The organism is Ruegeria sp. BHSC223, assembly GCF_059613025.1.
In genome coordinates, this window is sequence record NZ_JBXWRR010000001.1 from 103314 (window position 1) to 123005 (window position 19692).

Annotated in this window: 18 protein-coding genes; 5 read left to right on the forward strand and 13 right to left on the reverse strand. The window is 65.5% G+C overall.

Annotated elements, in window-relative coordinates; all coding sequences use genetic code 11:
* Window positions 1-1143 (reverse strand): acyl-CoA dehydrogenase family protein, encoded by a 1143-nt coding sequence (locus AC2FNY_RS00550; RefSeq protein WP_496801306.1) that lies wholly within the window; start codon window positions 1141-1143, stop codon window positions 1-3.
* A 196-nt stretch (window positions 1144-1339) separates the two neighbouring features.
* Entirely contained in the window at window positions 1340-2455 is a 1116-nt protein-coding gene (locus AC2FNY_RS00555; RefSeq protein WP_234143977.1) for a carboxylate-amine ligase, read from the reverse strand.
* Window positions 2456-2587: 132 nt separating this feature from the next.
* On the opposite strand from AC2FNY_RS00555, the gene AC2FNY_RS00560 reads away from it, so the two are divergent.
* Window positions 2588-3433, forward strand: a complete 846-nt coding sequence (locus AC2FNY_RS00560) for a class I SAM-dependent methyltransferase (RefSeq protein WP_496801307.1) — start codon at window positions 2588-2590, stop codon at window positions 3431-3433.
* 125 nt (window positions 3434-3558) lie between these two features.
* On the opposite strand, the gene AC2FNY_RS00565 is transcribed toward AC2FNY_RS00560, so the two are convergent.
* Complete coding sequence (locus tag AC2FNY_RS00565) at window positions 3559-4158, reverse strand: L,D-transpeptidase (protein ID WP_496801308.1); 600 nt, start codon at window positions 4156-4158, stop codon at window positions 3559-3561.
* Window positions 4159-4420: 262 nt separating this feature from the next.
* Window positions 4421-5920, reverse strand: coding sequence for a CoA-acylating methylmalonate-semialdehyde dehydrogenase (locus AC2FNY_RS00570; protein WP_234136926.1), 1500 nt, complete (start codon window positions 5918-5920; stop codon window positions 4421-4423).
* A 105-nt stretch (window positions 5921-6025) separates the two neighbouring features.
* On the opposite strand from AC2FNY_RS00570, the gene AC2FNY_RS00575 reads away from it, so the two are divergent.
* The 3 genes from AC2FNY_RS00575 to coaD all read left to right on the forward strand — a co-directional run bounded on the left by AC2FNY_RS00575 (window position 6026) and on the right by coaD (window position 8014).
* On the forward strand, window positions 6026-6928 hold the full coding sequence (locus tag AC2FNY_RS00575; RefSeq protein ID WP_496801309.1) for a LysR family transcriptional regulator: 903 nt from the start codon (window positions 6026-6028) through the stop codon (window positions 6926-6928).
* A gap of 60 nt (window positions 6929-6988) precedes the next feature.
* On the forward strand, window positions 6989-7423 hold the full coding sequence (locus tag AC2FNY_RS00580; RefSeq protein WP_496801310.1) for a CBS domain-containing protein: 435 nt from the start codon (window positions 6989-6991) through the stop codon (window positions 7421-7423).
* A 93-nt stretch (window positions 7424-7516) separates the two neighbouring features.
* Window positions 7517-8014 carry a pantetheine-phosphate adenylyltransferase gene (coaD, locus tag AC2FNY_RS00585; RefSeq protein ID WP_011047922.1) on the forward strand — a complete coding sequence of 166 codons (498 nt, stop codon included), beginning with the start codon at window positions 7517-7519 and terminating at the stop codon, window positions 8012-8014.
* A 99-nt stretch (window positions 8015-8113) separates the two neighbouring features.
* Here coaD and AC2FNY_RS00590 read toward each other — a convergent pair whose 3' ends face one another.
* A complete protein-coding gene (locus AC2FNY_RS00590) occupies window positions 8114-8257 on the reverse strand; it encodes a hypothetical protein (RefSeq protein ID WP_234166440.1) in 144 nt (47 codons plus the stop codon).
* A 75-nt stretch (window positions 8258-8332) separates the two neighbouring features.
* Complete coding sequence (gene gap, locus AC2FNY_RS00595) at window positions 8333-9334, reverse strand: type I glyceraldehyde-3-phosphate dehydrogenase (protein ID WP_234136922.1); 1002 nt, start codon at window positions 9332-9334, stop codon at window positions 8333-8335.
* Between the two features lie 183 nt (window positions 9335-9517).
* On the opposite strand from gap, the gene AC2FNY_RS00600 reads away from it, so the two are divergent.
* Entirely contained in the window at window positions 9518-10498 is a 981-nt protein-coding gene (locus AC2FNY_RS00600; RefSeq protein ID WP_496801311.1) for a DUF808 domain-containing protein, read from the forward strand.
* Window positions 10499-10516: 18 nt separating this feature from the next.
* Here AC2FNY_RS00600 and AC2FNY_RS00605 read toward each other — a convergent pair whose 3' ends face one another.
* The 7 genes from AC2FNY_RS00605 to hutI form a co-directional block, all read right to left on the reverse strand.
* Window positions 10517-11710 (reverse strand): diaminopropionate ammonia-lyase, encoded by a 1194-nt coding sequence (locus tag AC2FNY_RS00605; RefSeq protein WP_496801312.1) that lies wholly within the window; start codon window positions 11708-11710, stop codon window positions 10517-10519.
* A gap of 2 nt (window positions 11711-11712) precedes the next feature.
* Window positions 11713-12855, reverse strand: a complete 1143-nt coding sequence (locus AC2FNY_RS00610) for an amidohydrolase (protein WP_496801313.1) — start codon at window positions 12853-12855, stop codon at window positions 11713-11715.
* A 127-nt stretch (window positions 12856-12982) separates the two neighbouring features.
* Window positions 12983-14344: a formimidoylglutamate deiminase gene (locus AC2FNY_RS00615; protein ID WP_496801314.1), complete on the reverse strand. Its 1362-nt coding sequence runs from the start codon at window positions 14342-14344 to the stop codon at window positions 12983-12985.
* A gap of 11 nt (window positions 14345-14355) precedes the next feature.
* Window positions 14356-16038: a urocanate hydratase gene (gene hutU / locus AC2FNY_RS00620; RefSeq protein WP_496801315.1), complete on the reverse strand. Its 1683-nt coding sequence runs from the start codon at window positions 16036-16038 to the stop codon at window positions 14356-14358.
* A 2-nt stretch (window positions 16039-16040) separates the two neighbouring features.
* Window positions 16041-16856, reverse strand: a complete 816-nt coding sequence (hutG, locus tag AC2FNY_RS00625) for an N-formylglutamate deformylase (protein WP_496801316.1) — start codon at window positions 16854-16856, stop codon at window positions 16041-16043.
* Window positions 16853-18391 carry a histidine ammonia-lyase gene (gene hutH / locus AC2FNY_RS00630; protein WP_496801317.1) on the reverse strand — a complete coding sequence of 513 codons (1539 nt, stop codon included), beginning with the start codon at window positions 18389-18391 and terminating at the stop codon, window positions 16853-16855. Before hutH ends, hutG begins: the two co-directional genes overlap by 4 nt.
* A complete protein-coding gene (gene hutI, locus AC2FNY_RS00635) occupies window positions 18388-19593 on the reverse strand; it encodes an imidazolonepropionase (RefSeq protein WP_496801318.1) in 1206 nt (401 codons plus the stop codon). The genes hutH and hutI overlap by 4 nt, the downstream gene beginning before the upstream one ends.
* Window positions 19594-19692 lie beyond the last annotated feature (99 nt).

A 19692-nucleotide genomic window follows, 5' to 3' on the forward strand; every position in this document is an offset into this window, starting at 1 on the left:
TCAGCGGTTGGCCAGCATGTGGCGGGCGGTGATCACCCGCATGATCTCGTTGGTGCCTTCCAGGATCTGGTGCACCCGCAGGTCGCGGACCAGCTTCTCGATCCCGTAATCGGCAAGATAGCCGTAACCGCCATGCAGTTGCAGGCACTGATCCACCACTTTCGAACCGGTCTCGGTCACGAATTTCTTGGCCATGGCGCAGAATTTGGTGGCATCGGGCGCCTTGTTGTCCAGCTTCCACGCGGCCTGCCGCAGGAAGGTGCGCGCCGCCTGCAACTCGATCTCCATATCCGCCAGCCGGAATTGCAGCGCCTGGAACTGGTCGATGGATTTGCCGAACGCCTTGCGCTCGCCCATGTATTGCAGCGTCATGTTCAGCGCCGTCTGCGCCGCGCCCAGGCTGCACGAGGCGATATTCAGCCGCCCGCCATCCAGCCCCATCATCGCGTATTTGAACCCGTCGCCCTCGACGCCGACCAGGTTGCCCGCGGGCACCTTGCAATCGTCGAACTGCACCTGGGCGGTGGGCTGGCTCTTCCAGCCCATCTTCTGTTCCAGCGCGCCAAAGCTCAGACCGGGCGTGCCATCCTCGATATAGACGGTCGAGATGCCCTTGGGCCCGTCTTCGCCGGTGCGCACCATGCAGACATAGGCATCTGAATAGCCACCGCCCGAGATGAACGCCTTGGTGCCGTTGAGCACATAACCCTCGTTGGTCTTCTCTGCCCGCGTCTTCAGCGCCGCCGCGTCCGAGCCGGACCCCGGTTCGGTCAGGCAATAGCTCAGCACCGTGTTGAGCGACAGCACATCCGGCATCACCCGCGCCTTCAACTCGTCACTGGCGAAATTGTCCAGCATCTTGGCGCACATGTTGTGGATCGACAGAAAGGCCGCGACCGACGGGCAGGCCATGCTGAGTGCCTCGAACACCAGCGTGGCATCCAGCCGGGTCAACCCGGCACCGCCGGCCTCCTCGGACACGTAAAGCCCGCCAAAACCCAGCTCACCCACCTGCGGCCACAGGTCCTTGGGAATGGTGCCCTCGGCCTCCCATTGCCGGGCAAAAGGCGCGATATTGTCCTGCCCGAATGCGTGGGCCATGTCGAAGATCGCGGTCTGTTCCTCGGTCAGTGCAAAATCCATGACGTTTCCTCCATCGGCAGGACAGCAGAATTGAACAGTTGTTAATTTCTTACCGCCGCGCCGGTATCCGATCAAGCGTCAATGCCGCAAATACCCTATGCAGAAATGCAAAGCGCGCCGCCCCAGGCCCTTTCACTTTGCCTTAAATACTCCGGGGTGAATTGGCCGCAGGCCAAGAGGGGCAGCGCCCCTCCGACTATAAATCCGCGTGGAACTCCTCGATCAGGTGGCGCACAACGGCACGCCCCGCATCCTCGCCCCGGGCCAGCGCCTCGGCATGGACCCGGCGTTGTCGGGTGGCCGAATTGCCATGTTCGGCGATCTGGCGCAGCCGGGCGATCTCGGGCAGGGTGCCCAGCGCCTCGGCATCCTCTGACAGCATGCCCATCAGCTCGTCCATCAGCACCGTCATCGGCTTGACCGAGCGATCGCCGAAATCGATCAGCCCTTCGCCCACACCATAACGCTGCGCGCGCCAGCGGTTCTCGCCCACCAGGAAACGGTCGTAATGGCGCCAGCGCAGGTTGCGCGCCTTCAGGCGACACAGCATCCGCATCAGCGCCTGGTTCATCGCCGCCAGCGACAGCGCATGCTCCAACCGGGGCTGCACATCCATGATCCGGGTTTCCAGCGTCGGGAACCGGTGCGAGGGGCGCAGGTCCCACCAGATCTTGGTGGTGTCTTCGATCACCCCCAGTTCCACCAGGATACCCGTGGTGCGCTCATACTCCGCCCAGCTTGCGAATGTGGGCGGCAGGCCGGTGCGCGGCAGGTTGTCGAAGATGGTCAGCCGGTAAGAGGACAGGCCGGTGTCTTCGCCATTCCAGAAGGGCGAGGAGGCCGACAGCGCCAGCAGATGGGGCAGGAAATAGCTGAGCTGCGGCATCAGATCGGCGCGCAGCGCCTTGTCCGCGACCCCGATATGCACATGCATGCCACAGATCAGCATCCGCCGCGCCACCCCGCCCAACGCATGTTGCAGCGCGTCGTAGCGTTCCTTGCGGGTGTGGTGCTGGTCCTTCCAACTGGCGAACGGGTGGCAGGAGACCGCGATCGGGGTCAGGTTATGCTCGGCCGCCCGTTGTGAGACGCAGGCGCGCAGACGTTTCAGGTCGTCGCGCGCGGCGGCAATGGTGGCATGGGGGCGGGTGCCGACCTCGATCTGGCATTGCAGGAATTCCGGGCTGACCTGGCCTTCGCAATCAGCCTGACAGGCCGTCATCAGCGCCTCGGGCGCCTCGGCCAGATGCAGGCTGTCGCGGTCGACCAGCAGATATTCCTCTTCGATGCCGAGTGTGAATTCCTTTTGCATGACCCCTCCACTGCCGGTTTCGGACCAGTGAACAGGCAACAGGTGGCTTTGCCAAGCAGGAATGGCGTTGGCCTGAGGGGCCGGGACGGGTAAGGAACGGGCCGGGACAGGCTGACAGAGCGGGGCGGCGGGATGAAGAAACGCAGATTTCCAAGGGTAAATGCATGGTTGTCACGCTGGGGCGTGGCGCTGAGCGATGCGCGCGAGGCGCAGGCGGAACAGGCCCGGCTGGCCGATTTCGAGGCGCGCGGCGGGTTGGAGACGGCGGCCTATGCGCTGAGCCCCGGGATGCGGACCTTCGATCTGGCGCCGCTGATCGAGGATTACGCCCAGCATGCCGACGCGCTGGCGGCGCTGCATGACCCTGCGCAGTGCCGCACCGGCTACCGCAGCGGCAATGGCTATTACGACACCCCGGATGCCGAGGCGTTGTATCTGATGATCCGCCGCTATCAGCCGCGCCGGGTGATCGAGGTGGGCTGTGGCAACTCGACCCGGATCACGCGGCAGGCGGTGCTGGATGGCGGGCTGGAGACCGAGATCACCGCGATCGACCCCTGGCCGCGCGCCGATATCGCGGGTGTGGTGGACAGGTTTGAGCAAGCCCGGCTCGAAGAGGTGGATCCGGCGCTGTTTGCCGGGCTCGAGGCCGACGATGTTCTGTTCATCGATTCAAGCCACCAGGTGCGGATGAGCAATGATGTGGCACATCTGTTCTGTCGCATCATCCCGGCGCTGGCGCCGGGCGTGGTCATTCATGTGCACGATGTGTTTCTGCCCTATGAATATCCCAAGCGCTTCTTTTACGACTGCCCGTCCTGGGGTGAGCAATATGTATTGCATGCGCTGTTGCAGTCGGGCGGGTATGAGCTGCTCTGGCCCGGCTACTATCTGCAACGGGCGCGTCCCGATGCGGTCGAGGCGTTGCCGTTTCTGGCCCAGGGCCGGGCGCAGTCGCTGTGGATCCGCAAGCTATAGGGGTGAGTGCCCGGTTGTGACCAAAAGGCGCGCGCTTTGCGCGCACGCGTCTTGTTTGCGCTCGGGCCGCGCAGGCCCCGGGGCGCTGCCCCGGACCCCGGGATATTTGCGGCAAGAGGAAAGGGTCAGAGCAGGCGGACCTGGGTGCCGACCTGGACCAGTTCGTAGAGTTCCTCGACATGCTGGTTGTAGAGGCCGATACAGCCCGAGGAGCTTTGGCGTCCGATCTTGCGGGTGTCATGGGTGCCATGCACCAGATAGGCGGGCCAGGTCAGATACATGGCGCGGGTGCCCAGCGGGTTGCCGACCTCGCCGCCCTCGATCCGGACCGGCAGGGTCGGGTCGCGCTCGCGCATCGAGGCGGTGGGGGTCCAGCTGGGGTTGACGGTCTTGCGCACGACCTCGGTATATCCGCGGCGGGTCAGTTCCTCGGTCATCGGGACCGAGGAGGGATAGAGCTTGTAACTGCCATCGGCACCCCAGTAATGCACCGCGCGGCTGGTGATATCGGCCAGCAGGCAGCCGACGCCGAGTTTTTCGAAATGGTCCTGCCAGTTCTGTTGCGAGAAAGAGGAGATGTTGCGCCGCACGGGCACCTGATCGCGAATTGCGGTCTCGGTTGTCGGGAAAGCGTCGGTCGACTGCGCGCGGGCGAGCGCGGGCGCGGCAAGCGCTGCCGCGGCACCGAGAAGGGTTGCACGGCGGGTCATGCGGGTGGTGGACATGTGAAACTCCGGTTTTCCTGCCTGATTAGCCATAGGATATATTGCTGCAATCGGTGCAATGGAAAAGGGGGAAACCTGTATCCGATTGTGTCGAAACGCGGCTGTTCACGCGTTTGTCATAAGTCGAGAGCGACGGGAAGGGGGGTCCTGCGCTGGAAGGTTGGGCCAAGGCGCCCGGGGAAAGGCCGCGACGCGTCGAACGCGATGGGCCAGAGGTGGAAACGCCCCGGTCCGCAGGGGCCGGGGCGTTCCTTGTCAGGGCTTATTCCATCACGGGGATGGAGAATTCGCCGCCTTCCTTGATGCCCGAGGGCCAGCGGGCGGTGACGGTCTTGGTCCGGGTATAGAACTTGAACGCGTCGGGGCCGTGCTGGTTCAGGTCGCCAAAGGCGGATTTCTTCCAGCCGCCGAAGGTGTGATAGGCCAGCGGCACCGGGATCGGCACGTTGACGCCGACCATGCCGATATTGATCCGGTTGGCGAAATCGCGCGCGGCGTCGCCGTCGCGGGTAAAGATCGCGGTACCGTTGCCGTATTCGTGGTCCATGGCCAAGCCAAGGGCCTCTTCATAGCTCTTGGCGCGCACGGTGCTGAGGACCGGGCCAAAGATCTCTTTCTTGTAGATGTCCATGTCGGGGGTGACATGGTCAAAGAGATGCGGGCCGACAAAGAAGCCGTCCTCATAGCCCTGCAGGCTGAAATCGCGGCCATCGACCACCAGCTTGGCGCCCTGTTCCACGCCCGAGTTCACCAGGCGCAGGATGTTCTCCTTGGCGGCGGCGGTGACAACGGGGCCGTAATCGACATCCTTGCCGGCGGTATAGGGGCCGACTTTCAGTTTTTCGATGCGGGGCACCAGTTTCTCGATCAGGCGGTCGGCGGTCTCATCGCCCACCGGCACGGCAACCGAAATGGCCATGCAGCGTTCGCCCGCGGCACCGTAACCGGCGCCCACCAGCGCGTCGGCGGCCTGGTCCATATCGGCGTCGGGCATGATGATCATGTGGTTCTTGGCGCCGCCGAAACACTGCACGCGCTTGCCCTGGGCGCAGCCGGTACCATAGATGTATTCGGCGATCGGGGTCGAGCCGACAAAGCCCACCGACTGGATCACAGGGTTGTACAGGATCGCGTCCACCGCTTCCTTGTCGCCGTTGACGACCTGAAGGATGCCCTTGGGCAGTCCGGCCTCTTCCATCAATTCGGCCAGCATCAGCGGCACCGACGGGTCACGCTCGGACGGTTTCAGGATGAAGGCGTTGCCGCAGGCGATGGCGGGCGCGAACATCCACATCGGGATCATGGCGGGAAAGTTGAACGGCGTGATGCCGGCGGTCACACCCAGCGGCTGGCGCATCGAATACATGTCGATGCCGGGGCCGGCGCTGTCGGTGAACTCGCCCTTCAGCATGTGGGGGGCACCGATGCAGTATTCCACCACTTCCAGCCCGCGCTGCACGTCGCCTGCGGCGTCGGGCAGGGTCTTGCCGTGCTCGCGGCTCAGCGCCTCGGCCAGCTTGTCCATGTCGCGGTTCAGAAGGTCGACGAATTTCATCATCACCCGCGCCCGGCGCTGCGGGTTGACGGCGGCCCAGGCGGGCTGGGCGGCGGCGGCGATTTCCACCGCGCGGGCCATTTCCTCGGTCGAGGCGAGCGGGCATTTAGCCTGCACTTCGCCGGTGGCGGGGTTGAAGACATCGGCAAAGCGGCCCGAGGTGCCTTTGACATGTTCGCCGTTGATATAGTGGGTCAGTTCCTGCATGGGATCTCCTCCGGATTGGCTGGCGGCACTTTAGGCTTGCGAAAATCCCGAGAAAAGAGGCAAGATTTCAAAAGCGTTTTGCAAGAATGCAACGACGAGGGCGGGATGGATCCACATTGGGACGATATGAAGGTGTTTCTGGCGGTTGCGCGCGAGGAGAGCCTGTCGGGCGCGGGGCGTCAGCTGAAACTGGATCCCGCCACCGTCGGGCGCCGCATCGCCCGGCTGGAGGCCGCCTATGACACGCCGCTTTTTGCCAAATCGCCGCAGGGTTACACGCTGACCGCGGCGGGTGAGCGGCTGCTGTCGCACGGCGAACAGGCCGAGGCGGCGATGCGCAGCGCCTCCGAGGCGCTGGCTGGCACCACCGAGGGGCTGACCGGTCAGATCCGCATCGGTGCGCCCGATGGCAGCGCCAACTACCTTTTGCCGCAGGTCTGCGCCCAGATCAGTGACGAGAATCCGGATCTGGATATCCAGATCCTCGCCCTGCCGCGTGTCATCAACCTGTCGCGGCGCGAAGCGGACATGGCCGTCACCGTCAGCGCGCCCACGGCGGGGCATCTGCTGGTGCAGAAGATCACCGATTACCGGCTGCATATGGTGGCCTCGCGCCGCTACCTGCGCACGCATCCCCCCATCGAGACGCTGGCCGATCTGCGCGGCCACCGGATGATCGGCTATATCCCCGACATGATCTTTGACCGCGAGCTGGATTACCTCAACGATATCGGCATCGAGCGGGTGGCGCTGGCCTCGAACTCGGTCTCGGTGCAGCTGCGCCAGGCCGGACACGGAACGGGCATCTGCGTGGCGCATGATTTCACCCTGCCGTTCCATGGCAATCTGCGGCGCATCCTGACCGATCAGGTCAGTCTGACGCGCTCTTTCTATCTGGTCCGGCATCAGGGCGACCAGCGCAGCGAGCGGCTTAACCGCTTTGCCGAGGCGCTGACGCAGGGGATCCGCGACGAGGTAGCACGGCTCGAGGCTGACGCCACGTCTTGACAGGGCGACGCAATGGCGCAACGCTTTTGAATATGAAGAGATATTTCGGAGGTGTTGCATATGCTCGTTCAGGCCATTCTCAAGTCCAAGGCCAGTGACGGGGTCGTGACCGTCAGCGCCGCGGCCACCGTGGCTGAGGCCGCCGCGATTCTGGCAGAGAAGCGTATCGGCACCGTGGTCGTCTCGGACGATGGCGAGACGGCGCTGGGGATCCTCTCCGAGCGTGATATCGTGCGCGAACTGGCCGCCAGTGGCAGCGGTTGTATGAGCGAAACGGTCAGCGCCTACATGACCAAGGATCTGGTGACATGTGGCCGTGATTCCAAGGTGCAGGATGTGCTGACCCAGATGACCGAGCGCCGCTTCCGCCACATGCCCGTGGTCGAGGAGGGCAAGCTGGTCGGCCTGGTCACCCTGGGCGACGTCGTCAAGGCGCAACTGGCTGAACTGGCGATGGAGAAGAACGCCCTCGAAGGCATGATCATGGGCCACTAATCGCAAACAACGCTTTGCCGCAGGTTGGAATGCTTGCACCTGCGGCAGAGATATGTTTGCTTGCGCAGCAAGATTGTTGCGCAGGAGGCCCAGATGAGAGTGGCTTTGTATCCCGGTACCTTTGATCCGATCACCCTGGGTCACGTCGATATCATCCGTCGCGCCGCTGCGCTGGTGGACAAACTGGTGATCGGGGTCGCGATCAACCGCGACAAGGGGCCGCTGTTCACGCTTGAAGAACGGGTCGCGATGATCGAGGCGGAATGCGCCGCGCTCAGCGCCGAGACCGGGACCGAGATCGTGGCGCATCCGTTCGAGAATCTGCTGATCGACTGCGCCCGCGACGTGGGCGCCCAGATCATCGTGCGCGGCCTGCGCGCGGTGGCGGATTTCGAATATGAATTCCAGATGGTCGGCATGAACCGCGCGCTGGATGACAGTGTCGAGACCGTGTTCCTGATGGCCGATGCCCGCCGCCAGGCGATTGCATCAAAGCTGGTGAAGGAAATCGCGCGGCTGGGTGGGGATGTGTCGAAATTCGTGCCTCCGCGGGTCAATGATGCCCTCAAGGAGCGGCTGGGCAGGGCGTAGGCGTTCCGCGCATTTCCACTTTGTCCTGATGATTTGAAGCGAAACGGCTGCAACCGGGCCAAACGGGCATCCGGATCGCAAAGCGGTTCGGCGCGCGCCCTATCGCCAGAAGGCCAGCCATTCGAGCAAATCGAAAAGCTTCTTGCCCAGAAACAGCATATGTTCGGTTCCGAACATGGCGAAATCCAGCATGACCGTGCCCAGCAGGATGACACCCAGCCATATGGAGATCTGATTTGTCATGATGTCCCGGCTCCGACAGAAACGCCCGCCCAGATAACCTGAGCGGGCGTCTTGTCTCAAGAGGGTCAGCGGAAATCAGCCCAGACGGCCCATCGCCACCGCCACATCGGCCATGCGCACCGAGAAACCCCACTCGTTGTCATACCAGGCCAGTACGCGCACCATGCGGTTTTCCACCACACGGGTCTGGTCGGGGGCAAAGATCGAGCTTTCGGGGGTGTGGTTGAAATCGGTTGAGACCAGCGGCGCGGGCTCGTATCCCAGCACGCCCTTCATCGGGCCACTGGCGGCGGCCTGAACGGCGGCGTTCACCTCGTCGGCGGTCACGTCGCGCCCCGCGCGGAAGGTCAGGTCGACAGCCGAGACATTGGGCGTGGGCACCCGGATCGCCGATCCGTCCAGCCGCCCCTTGAGGTTCGGCAGCACCTCACCCAGTGCCTTGGCGGCGCCGGTCGAGGTGGGGATCATCGACATCGCGGCGGCACGGGCGCGATAGAGGTCCTTGTGGCGGCGGTCCAGCGTCGGTTGGTCGCCGGTATAGGCGTGGATCGTGGTCATGATGCCGTGTTCGATGCCAAAGGCCTCGTCCAGCACCTTGGCCAGCGGCGCCAGGCAGTTGGTGGTGCAGGACCCGTTCGAGATCATGGTGTCGGCGGCGGTCAACTGGTCGTCGTTGACGCCGAACACGATGGTCTTGTCCACGTTCTTGCCGGGGGCGGACAGCAGCACCTTCTTGGCGCCGCGCTCCAGATGCACCTTGGCCTTGGCGCCATCGTTGAACTTGCCGGTGCATTCCAGCACCACGTCGCAGCCCGACCAGTCCAGCTCGTTCAGGTCATAGGTCGAGAACATCTGCATGTCGCCCCGGCCCAGGTTCATGGTGCCGTCGCCGATGGTGACCTCACCCGGAAAACGACCATGCACGCTGTCATACTTGATCAGGTGGGCAGCGGTTTCCAGCGGACCGGTGGCGTTGACCTTGATCACCTCGATATCGTCGCGGCCCGAGGCTGCGATATGCGACAGGGTGCACCGACCGATACGGCCAAATCCGTTGATACCAACCTTGATGGTCATTCCGAAACTCCGACAGACGTGATTTTGACCCGCCATATAGACGGCACTGTCCGAGGCAGAAAGGGTAAAACCGATTTATTTTGAGTGTGTTAGCGCAAACTTGGTCCGGTTGCGCTAACGCTTGCGGCCAACGGGCGATAAGATAGGGTGACCAGAACGCGGGCAGGATGAAAGGATGCAGGCATGAGCGGATTGCTGGCCCTTCTCGATGATGTGGCGGGAATTGCCAAGGTCGCGGCGGCCTCGGTCGACGATGTGGCGGCACAGGCGGCCAAGGCGGGCGCCAAGGCGGCGGGCGCGGTGATTGACGATGCGGCGGTGACGCCGAAATACGTGCACGGCTTTGCGCCGGCGCGGGAATTGCCGATCATCTGGAAGATCGCGCGCGGATCGATCCGCAACAAGTTGCTGATCCTGCTGCCTGCGGCGCTGATCCTCGCGAATTTCGCCCCCTGGCTGATCGCGCCGCTGTTGATGCTGGGCGGGGCCTATCTGTGTTTCGAGGGGGCGGAAAAGGTCTATCACCTGCTGGTGCCGCATGACACCAGCCATGTGTTCAAGGAGGACGAACCGGGCGACCCGCTGCATCTGGAAGAGGAAAAGGCCGCCGGGGCCATCAAGACCGATTTCATCCTGTCGGCCGAGATCATGACCATCATCCTCGCCGCCATTCCCGAAAGCGGTTTCTGGATGGAGGCGGCGACGCTTGCTGTGGCCGGGATCGGCATCACCGTGGCGGTCTATGGCTCGGTGGCACTGATCGTCAAGGCGGATGATGTCGGGCTTTATCTGGCTGAAAACGGACGGCTTGGCCCCACCCGCGCCTTTGGTCGGGGGCTGGTACGGGGGATGCCGGGCTTCATGCATCTGCTGACGGTGGTGGGCACGGCGGCGATGCTGTGGGTGGGCGGTTCCATCGTCATCCACGGGATGGAGGAACTGGGCTTTGGCTGGCTCGGCCACCATATCCATGACCTCGCCTATGCTGCCGGACATGCGGTGCCCGCAGGCTGGACCGGCGCGGTGGAATGGACCACCAAGGCGGCGCTGGACGGCATCTTTGGCCTGGCGCTTGGCTTTGTGCTGATCCCTCTGGCAACGCGTCTGATCGCGCCGCTTTGGCGCGTGGTCACCGGCAAGGGAGTGGATGCCAAGGGGCACTGAGTGCCCCTTGGACAGGGTTCAGGCCATATCCTCGCCTGCCATGATCCGGGCATAGATCTCGGGGTCGGTAATCCCTTCGGAACCGATCAGCAGCACGCGGGCGCTTTCATCCAGTCCGAGCGCGGCGCTGAGCGATGCATCGCTGCGCGCGGCGATGAGCGCAGCCAGCCCGGCGACGGCGCTTTCCCCGGCTTCGACCGCAGGGTCGTTCCCCAGCGGATGCGCCAGCAGCCGCACGGTCGGCGCCACCAGCGTATCGGGGATGGTCAGGTAATCGCGGGCCTCTTCGGCTAGGATCGCCCAAGCCAGCGGCGAGGGTTCGCCGCAGGACAGGCCCGCCATGATGGTCTCTTCGGCGATTTCGACGGCAGTGGCCGCCCCGGCGCGCGCACTTTCATAAAGACAGGCGGCGCGGTCGGGTTCGACAACAACGACACGCGGCGCCGCCTCGCCCCAATGCTGCACCAGCGCGGCGGTCACCCCGGCGGCCAGCCCGCCGACACCGCCTTGAAGAAAGACATGGGTGGGCGCCCGGTCCATCTCGCGGCAGATCTCGCGCACCATCACGCCATAGCCCGCCATCACGTCGCGCGGCGGATCGGTATAGCCGGGCCACGAGGTGTCGGAGACCACGAACCAGCCATGCGCCTCGGCCTCGTCCTTGGCCATGCGCACCGATGCGTCGTAATCGCCGTCGATGCGGATCACCTCGGCGCCCAGATCGCGCATCGCCTGGGCGCGGCCCTCGCTGACCTCGGCATGGATATAGATGCGACAGGGCGCGCCAAAGCGCTGACAGCCCCAGGCCAGCGAGCGGCCGTGGTTGCCATCGGTGGCGGAAACCAGCGTGATCCCGGCCACCGCGTCGCGATGCTTGCCCGCGCGGATGTCGGCCAGTTCGACCTGCGCGCCGGTGCGGCGGGCAATCTCGCGTTGCAACACGCCCAGGGCCGCATAGGCACCGCCAAGCGCCTTGAAACTGCCCAGGCCAAAGCGCGGGCCTTCGTGCTTGTAGCGGATCTCATCGACGCCGATCGCCTCGGCCAAGGCCGACAGCGCCACCAGCGGGGTCGGGGCGTAACCGTCCCATTGGGTGATCTCACCCTCGGCGGCGTCGAAATCCTGTGGCGACAGCACCCGGTGGGCGGCATCGCCCCGGGCGGGCGAACAAGAGACATGGCCCAGATGGGCGGCGGGCAGAAGGTCTTTCATTTTCAGTCCTTTCTTTGCGGCAGCCGGTCCCGCACTAGTGCCGCCCAGAAGGCGGCCCCGATCGGCAGCAGCGCGTCGTTGAAATCGTAATCCGAGGCATGCAGGGGCTGGGCAAGGGCGCCCTCGGTCCCATTGCCCATCAGCAGGAAGCAGCCGGGTACGGCGGCGGTGAAATGGGCGAAATCCTCGGAGAAACTCATCGGCTCACGGTTCCCCTCGGCCTCCAGCCCCGCCGCGCGGGCGGCGCGGCAGACCGCCTGAGCTGGTTCTGGCGCATTCATCGTCTCGACGAACTGGGTGTCGAAGGTGACCGCGACGCGAACCCCATGCGCCGCCGCCACGCCGCGCGCGATCTGCTCCATGAAACGCTGGATCTCGGCGCGATCCTGGGGCGCGCGGGCGCGAAAATCGCCCTTGAGCGTGGCATGACCCGGCAGCACGTTGCGCTGGCCATCGGTCAGGAATTCGGTCACCGAGATCACCGCGCCCGAGGCGGGCGCCAGCTTGCGCGCGACCACGGTTTGCAGCGCGGTCACCATCTCGGCCCCCACGGTGATCGCATCGACCCCGGCCTGCGGCATCGAGGCATGGCCGCCCTGTCCGGTGATGTCGATCTGAAACAGCGTCTCGCTGTTGCAGATCAGGCCCGGCCGGGTCGAGACATGGCCAAGCGGGGCGCCGGGCAGGTTGTGGATGGCATAGACCTCGTCGATGGGAAACCGCTCCAGAACGCCCTCGTCGATCATCGCGCGCGCGCCCAGCCCGTGCTCTTCGGCGGGCTGGAACAGGAACACCACGGTGCCGTCGAAATCGGCGGCGCGCGCAAGCTCCTCGGCGGCGCCCAGCAACATGGTCATATGCCCGTCATGGCCGCAGGCATGCATCACGCCGGGAGTGGTCGAGACATGGTCATGGCTGGCGGTCTCGGTGATCGGCAGCGCGTCCATGTCGGCGCGCAGCCCGATGGCGCGATTGCCGCTGCCCGCACGCAGCACGCCGACCACGCCCGCACCCTCGTACACCTCGATCCCGAGATCGCGCAGATGCGCGGCCACCACCGCCTTGGTCCGGGTCTCGGCCAGGCCAAGCTCGGGGTGGCGGTGCAGGTCGTGCCTGAGTTGCGTCAGCCGCGCGGCGAAATCCATCCTGTCGACTCCGGTTGGGGTTCTGACGCAGGATAGGCGGAATTTTTGCGTGTGTTACATCGTGCTTCGCAGGTTGCTGCTAAATTTTTTGCGCATATTGGCTGATGGTGATCTGGTTTTTGCGTTTTCAGATCCGCGAGAGCAGGTCACGCAGGACCGCGCCATAGCGGCGGGCGATTGCGTCCTCTGCCACATGCCGACCCGCGCGCACCTGATGGCGGCCCGCCGACCAGAGATCGGTCACCACCCGGTCGCCAGCGGCAAAGATCAGCCCGTCCAGCAACTGGCCCGGTTCCAGCCCGCAGAGCGCTGGCGCATTGCTGTCGATGGCGACCAGATCGGCCAGCGCGCCGGGCGCGATCTCTCCGGCCCCGCGGTCCAGCGCGCGGGCACCGCCGCGCACGGCCCCCAGATAGAGCGCCGCGCCCGTAGAGCCTTCGGCACCGGCCAGCACGTTGCGTTCGCGGTCGCGAAGCCGCTGGGAGTATTCCAGAAGCCGCAACTCTTCGGTAAGGGAAATCAATACGTTGGAATCCGATCCTACGCCAAATGCGCCGCCCGTTTCGAAATAGGGCACCCCGTTGAAGATGCCGTCACCCAGATTGGCCTCGGTGATCGGGCACAGGCCCGCAACCGCGCCGGTGGCCGCCATGGCGCGGGTCTCGGCATCGGTCATGTGGGTGGCGTGGATCAGGCACCAGCGCGGCCCGACCGCCGCGTTGTTAAGCAGCCAGTCGACCGGGCGGGCGTCATAGGCGGCCTCGATCTCTTCGACCTCGCGGGTCTGTTCGGCGATGTGGATATGCACCGGCCCGTCCGGGTGGCGTGCCGCGACCTCGGCCAGATCGGCGGCGGATACCGCGCGCAGCGAATGCGGCGCGATGCCGACACGGGCATCGGCGGGCAGGGTGCCTGCATGGGCGCGGACGCCTTCGACAAGGGTGCAATAGGCGTCAAGCTCGTTGCCGAAACGTAATTGCCCACCTGCCAGCGCGCGCCCGTCGGCGCCGCCATGGGTATAGAGGACCGGGAGCAAGGTCAGGCCGATGCCGGTTTCCGCCGCTGCCTGCACGATCCGGGCCGACATCTCGGCCCTGTCGTCATAGGGCCCGCCGCCGGGGCGGTGATGCAGGTAATGGAACTCGCCCACCGCCGCATAACCCGCCTTTTGCATCTCGACAAAGGTCTGGGCGGCAATCGCCGCCACATGCTCGGGCGTCAGCCGGTCGAGAAACCGGTACATCAGCTCGCGCCAGGTCCAGAAGCTTTCCCGGCCCCGGCTGCGATACTCGGTCATCCCCGCCATCGCCCGCTGAAAGCTATGGCTGTGCAGGTTGCCCGGCGCGGGCAACAGCGTGTCGACCCGTACATCGCCGGGTTTGGGCGCGCTGCCCGGCTCGACCGAGGCGATATGCAGCCCGTCAAACGTGACGCGGGCGTCCGACAGCCAGCCCTTGGGGCCAAGCAGGCGATTGGCGAAAACAGTCATCCGCGCGCGCCCTAATTACCCAGGATGCCCGGCAGGCGCAGGCCATGTTGGCGAGCGCAGTCGAGCGCGGTCTCATAGCCCGCATCGGCATGGCGCCAGACGCCGCTGGCCGGATCGTTCCACAGCACCCGTTCCAGCCGGCGGGCCGCCTCGGGCGTGCCATCGGCGCAGATCACCACGCCCGCATGTTGAGAAAAGCCCATGCCGACGCCGCCGCCGTGATGCAGGCTGACCCAAGTGGCGCCCGAGGCGGTGTTGACCAGCGCGTTCAACAGCGGCCAGTCGCTGACCGCGTCCGAGCCGTCGCGCATCGCTTCGGTCTCGCGGTTGGGCGAGGCGACCGAGCCGCTGTCGAGGTGGTCGCGCCCGATCACCACCGGTGCCTTCAACTCGCCACTGGCCACCATCTCGTTAAAGGCAAGGCCCGCCTTGTGCCGGTCGCCAAGGCCGATCCAGCAGATGCGCGCGGGCAGGCCCTGAAAGGCGATGCGCTCCTGTGCCATGTCCAGCCAGTTGTGCAGATGGGTGTTGTCGGGAAACAGTTCCTTCATCTTGGCGTCGGTCTTCAGGATATCCTCGGGGTCGCCCGACAGGGCGCACCAGCGGAACGGGCCGATCCCCTTGCAGAACAAGGGCCGGATATAGGCGGGGACAAAACCGGGAAAGGCAAAGGCATTTTCCAGCCCCTCATCCTGCGCCACCTGGCGGATGTTGTTGCCGTAGTCCAGCGTCGGCACGCCTGCGTTCCAGAAATCGACCATCGCGGCCACATGCTGTTTCATCGAGGCGCGGGCGGCTTTCTCCACCGCCTTGGGGTCGCTCTCGCGCTTGTCCTTCCACTGGGCCATGGTCCAGCCCAGCGGCAGGTAGCCGTTGATCGGGTCATGGGCGCTGGTCTGGTCGGTGACGATGTCGGGGCGCAGACCACCCGCCTGCATGCGGGCATGGATCTCGGGGAAAATCTCGGCGGCATTGCCCAAGAGCCCCACCGATTTCGCCTCGCCCGCCTGGGTCCAGCGATCGATCATGGCCAGCGCCTCGTCCAGCGTTTCGGCCTTTTCATCCAGGTACCTGGTGCGCAGGCGGAAATCGATGCTGTCGGGGTTGCATTCGACCGCCAGGCAGCAGGCACCCGCAAAGACGGCGGCCAGCGGCTGGGCCCCGCCCATGCCGCCCAGACCGCCGGTCAGGATCCAGCGGCCGGTCAGGTCGCCGCCGTAATGCTGGCGCCCGGCCTCGGCAAAGGTCTCATACGTGCCCTGAACGATGCCCTGGGTGCCGATATAGATCCAGGACCCGGCGGTCATCTGGCCGTACATCATCAGGCCCTTCTTATCGAGCGCGTTGAAGTGATCCCAGTTGGCCCAATGCGGCACCAGGTTGGAATTGGCGATCAGCACGCGGGGCGCGTCGGCATGGGTGCGCACCACCGCGACCGGCTTGCCGGATTGCACCACCAGCGTCTCGTCGGATTCGAGGTCTTTCAGCGTGGCGACGATGGTGTCGAAATCGCTCCATGTGCGGGCCGCGCGGCCGATGCCGCCATAAACCACCAGCTCATGCGGGTTCTCGGCCACATCCGGGTGCAGGTTGTTCATCAGCATCCGCATCGCGGCCTCGGTCTGCCAGCTCTTTGCGGTCCGCTCAGGTCCGGTGGGCGGATAGACGTCGCGGGTGTTCTTGCGGTCAAGCATGATCAGGCTCCTCTGGGGCTGCTCAGGCGCCCGGACAGCGCCAGTGTTTCGAGTTGGGTCAGGATTTCGGCCAGCACCGGGCGCAGGCGGTCGGCGCGCTCGGTCCGATAGGTCCAGGGCGCGGCCTCGTCCATATAGGCGCGCTGCGCGGTTTCCATCTGGATGGCATGTTGGCCGGTCTCGGGCTGCCCGTAATGGCGGGTGGTCCAGCCGCCCTTGAAGCGGCCGTTCAGAACGGTCTGATCCGGGTCGGCGGCGCGGCAGGTTTCAAGCGTCGCCACCTCGATCTCGGGGGCGCAGGTGGTGCCATTGTTGGTGCCGATATTGAATATCGGCAGGGTGCCCGCAAACAGGAACGGAATGTCGGACCGGATCGAATGGCAATCATAGAGCACCGCCACCCCGTGCCGGTCGCGAGCGCGCTCCAGCGCCTCGGCCAGCGCGGCGTGATAGGGGGCATGATAGGTGGCGCGGCGCTCTGCGATCTCGTCGGCCTCGGGCGCTTGCCCCGGCAGCCAGATGTCATGCCCGTCGAAATCGGTGGTGGGGCAGAGCGTGGTGGTGTTCTGTCCGGGATAGAGCGAGACGCCAGCGGGGTCGCGATTGGCGTCGATCACATAGCGATGCACGGTCGATTTGACGATGGTCTCGCCGGGCAGCAGACCGGCATAGAGCCGGTCGATATGCCAGTCGGTATCGCTCAGCCCCTGGCCGCGCGGGTTCAGCCGGGCGCGGATCGCATCGGGCACAAAGGTGCCACCATGCGGCATGCCCAGCACCACCGGGCCGTCGCCCCGGATCACCTCGACCGGCGTCATGGCCGCAGCCCGCCCATGTCGATCCCCACCGCATCGAGGAGCGTACCGACGCCGACCAGCCGCGCCGCGGTTTCGATCTCGGGCGCCATGTAACGGTCTTCCTCCAGACGGGGCACCTCGGCGCGCAGCCGCGCGACCGCAGCTTGCAGCGCGGTGCTGGTCTGCAAGGGCGCACGGAACTCGATGCCTTGCGCGGCGCAAAGCAGCTCGACGCCCAAGATGTAATGCAGGTTGTCGACCATCCGGCCCAGCCGCACCGCCCCATGCGCCGCCATGGAGACGTGATCCTCCTGATTGGCGCTGGTGGGGGTGCTGTCGGTGACGCAGGGATTGGCCAGATGCTTGTTCTCGCTCATCAGCGCGGCGGTGGTGACTTCGGCAATCATCAGGCCGGAATTCAGCCCCGGTTTCGGGGTCAGGAAAGGCGGCAGATCGAAACTCAGCGTCGGATCCACCATCAGAGCCACCCGGCGTTGCGCGATGGCGCCGATCTCGGACACCGCCAGTGCGATCAGATCGGCGGCAAAGCCCACCGGCTCGGCGTGGAAATTGCCGCCCGAGACGATCATGTCCGCCTCGGCCAGCACCAGCGGGTTGTCGGTGGCGGCATTGGCCTCGATCTCCAGCGTCTGGGCGGCCTGGCGCAGCACGTCCATGGCCGCACCGGTCACCTGCGGCTGGCAGCGGATGCAATAGGGGTCCTGCACCCGGGTGTCGCCCTCGCGATGGCTTTCGCGGATCTCCGAGCCGTCGAGCAGCGCCCGCATCCGGGCGGCGGCGTCGATCTGGCCGCGATGGCCGCGCAGCGCGTGGATTTCGGGTTGCAGGGGCGCGGTCGAGCCCATGATCGCATCGGTGGACAGCGCCGCCGTCACCAGCGAGGAAGTCGCCGCGCGCCAGGCACCGAACAGGCCCGCCAGCGCGAATGCGGTGGAAAACTGGGTGCCGTTGATAAAGGCCAGCCCCTCCTTTGGCCCCAGCGGAATGGGGGTCAGGCCGGCACGTGCCAATGCCTCGGCGCCGGGCAGGCGTTCGCCCTGGTATTCGGCCTCGCCTGCGCCGATGATCACCGCCGTCATATGGGCCAGCGGCGCCAGATCGCCCGAGGCCCCGACCGAGCCCTGCACCGGGATCACCGGGGTGACATCGCGCGCCAGCATCTCCTGAAGCAGCGTGATCAGCTCCCACCGCACGCCCGAGGCGCCACGCCCCAGCGACAGCAGCTTCAGCACCATCATCAGCCGGGCCATGCGGCGCGGGATCGGGGCGCCGACGCCGCAGCAATGGGACAGGATCAGGTTGCGTTGCAGAGTGGCGGTGTCCTGCGGTGCGACCTTGAGGCTGGCCAGTTTGCCAAATCCCGTATTCACGCCATAGACCGGCGCATCGCCCGCTGCCGCCGCCTGAATGCGCGCCGCCGCTGCCTCGACCGCCGGTCGGCAGGCGGGGTCGAGCCGCGCCGGGCTTTCGTCGAAATAGATCTGCGCCAGTTGCTCGAGCGTGGCAGAGCCGGGGGTGAGGGTGAGGGCGGTCACAAGGTGCCTCCGATGATGCGTTTGTAAAGCGGGTTGAACCCGATGCGATAGGCGAGTTCCGCCGGGTGGGCCACGTCCCAGACCGCCAGATCGGCGCGCTGGCCCGGGGCCAGCGTGCCCCGGTCGGTCATTCCCAGCGCGCGCGCGGCATTGCGGGTGGTGCCGACCAGCGCCTCTTCGGGCGTCAGGCGAAACAGGGTGCAGGCCATGTTCATCGCCAACAGTAGCGATGTCATCGGCGAGGAACCGGGATTGGCATCGGTCGAAACCGCCATCGGCACGCCATGTTCGCGCAACAGCGCAACGGGCGGCTTTTGCGTTTCGTTCAGGGTATAGAACGCGCCCGGCAAGATCACCGCCGTCATCCCGGCCCGTGCCATGGCCACCACGCCCTCCTCGTCGAGATACTCGATATGGTCGGCCGAGAGCGCGCCGTAAGAGGCGGCGAGCTTGGTCCCGCCCAGGTTGGACAGCTGTTCGGCATGCAGCTTTACCGGCAGGCCAAGATCGCGGGCCACGTCAAAGACGCGGGCGATCTGAGCAGGGTCAAAGGCGATGCCCTCACAGAACCCGTCCACCGCGTCCACCAGCCCCTCGGCATGGGCGGCGCGCAGGGCGGGGATTGCCACGGTGTCGATATAGGCATCCGCCCGTCCGGCATAGTCCGCAGGCACCGCATGGGCGCCGAGAAAGCTGGTGCGGATGGTCACGTCACGGTGCTGGCCGATCGCGCGGGCGGCGCGCAGCATGCGCAGTTCGGTCTCGGTGTCCAGCCCATAGCCGGATTTCACCTCGATCACCGCCACGCCCTCGGCGATCATCGCATCGACACGGGGCAGGGCGCTGGCGACCAGCTCCGCCTCGCTGGCATCCCGCGTGGCCGTCACGGTCGAGACGATGCCGCCGCCCGCGCGCGCGACCTCTTCATAGGTGGCCCCTTGCAGCCGCATTTCGAATTCCGAGGCCCGGTTGCCGCCATGCACGATATGGGTGTGACAGTCGATCAACGCGGGCGTCATCAGCCGCCCGCCCAGATCATGCGCGGGCAGGGCGGCGAACCGCGCGGGCAGGTCGGCACGTGGCCCTGCCCACAGGATATGCCCGGCCTCGGCCACCAGCGCGGCGTCGTGGATCAGCCCATAGGGCGCGGAGTCGCCCGCCATGGTCGCGAGGGTACAGTTCTGAAACAGGGCGATTGACATTGGGGCAGCCTGGTTGGTTTGTCCCCCTCACATGTATGAGTAATAGTTTTTTATGTCCAGTCATAATATGAGGCGCGAGCGCGCTTCTCACCCTTTTTG

Coding starts and splice junctions, on each gene's coding strand:
- AC2FNY_RS00615 (WP_496801314.1), bottom strand. CDS start 14,344: ATGACTGTTTTCGCCAATCGCCTGCTTGGCCCCAAGGGCTGGCTGTCG.
- AC2FNY_RS00555 (WP_234143977.1), bottom strand. CDS start 2,455: ATGCAAAAGGAATTCACACTCGGCATCGAAGAGGAATATCTGCTGGTC.
- coaD (WP_011047922.1), top strand. CDS start 7,517: ATGAGAGTGGCTTTGTATCCCGGTACCTTTGATCCGATCACCCTGGGT.
- AC2FNY_RS00565 (WP_496801308.1), bottom strand. CDS start 4,158: ATGTCCACCACCCGCATGACCCGCCGTGCAACCCTTCTCGGTGCCGCG.
- gap (WP_234136922.1), bottom strand. CDS start 9,334: ATGACCATCAAGGTTGGTATCAACGGATTTGGCCGTATCGGTCGGTGC.
- AC2FNY_RS00560 (WP_496801307.1), top strand. CDS start 2,588: ATGAAGAAACGCAGATTTCCAAGGGTAAATGCATGGTTGTCACGCTGG.
- AC2FNY_RS00600 (WP_496801311.1), top strand. CDS start 9,518: ATGAGCGGATTGCTGGCCCTTCTCGATGATGTGGCGGGAATTGCCAAG.
- AC2FNY_RS00605 (WP_496801312.1), bottom strand. CDS start 11,710: ATGAAAGACCTTCTGCCCGCCGCCCATCTGGGCCATGTCTCTTGTTCG.
- hutU (WP_496801315.1), bottom strand. CDS start 16,038: ATGCTTGACCGCAAGAACACCCGCGACGTCTATCCGCCCACCGGACCT.
- AC2FNY_RS00590 (WP_234166440.1), bottom strand. CDS start 8,257: ATGACAAATCAGATCTCCATATGGCTGGGTGTCATCCTGCTGGGCACG.
- AC2FNY_RS00550 (WP_496801306.1), bottom strand. CDS start 1,143: ATGGATTTTGCACTGACCGAGGAACAGACCGCGATCTTCGACATGGCC.
- hutG (WP_496801316.1), bottom strand. CDS start 16,856: ATGACGCCGGTCGAGGTGATCCGGGGCGACGGCCCGGTGGTGCTGGGC.
- AC2FNY_RS00580 (WP_496801310.1), top strand. CDS start 6,989: ATGCTCGTTCAGGCCATTCTCAAGTCCAAGGCCAGTGACGGGGTCGTG.
- AC2FNY_RS00575 (WP_496801309.1), top strand. CDS start 6,026: ATGGATCCACATTGGGACGATATGAAGGTGTTTCTGGCGGTTGCGCGC.
- hutI (WP_496801318.1), bottom strand. CDS start 19,593: ATGTCAATCGCCCTGTTTCAGAACTGTACCCTCGCGACCATGGCGGGC.
- AC2FNY_RS00610 (WP_496801313.1), bottom strand. CDS start 12,855: ATGGATTTCGCCGCGCGGCTGACGCAACTCAGGCACGACCTGCACCGC.
- AC2FNY_RS00570 (WP_234136926.1), bottom strand. CDS start 5,920: ATGCAGGAACTGACCCACTATATCAACGGCGAACATGTCAAAGGCACC.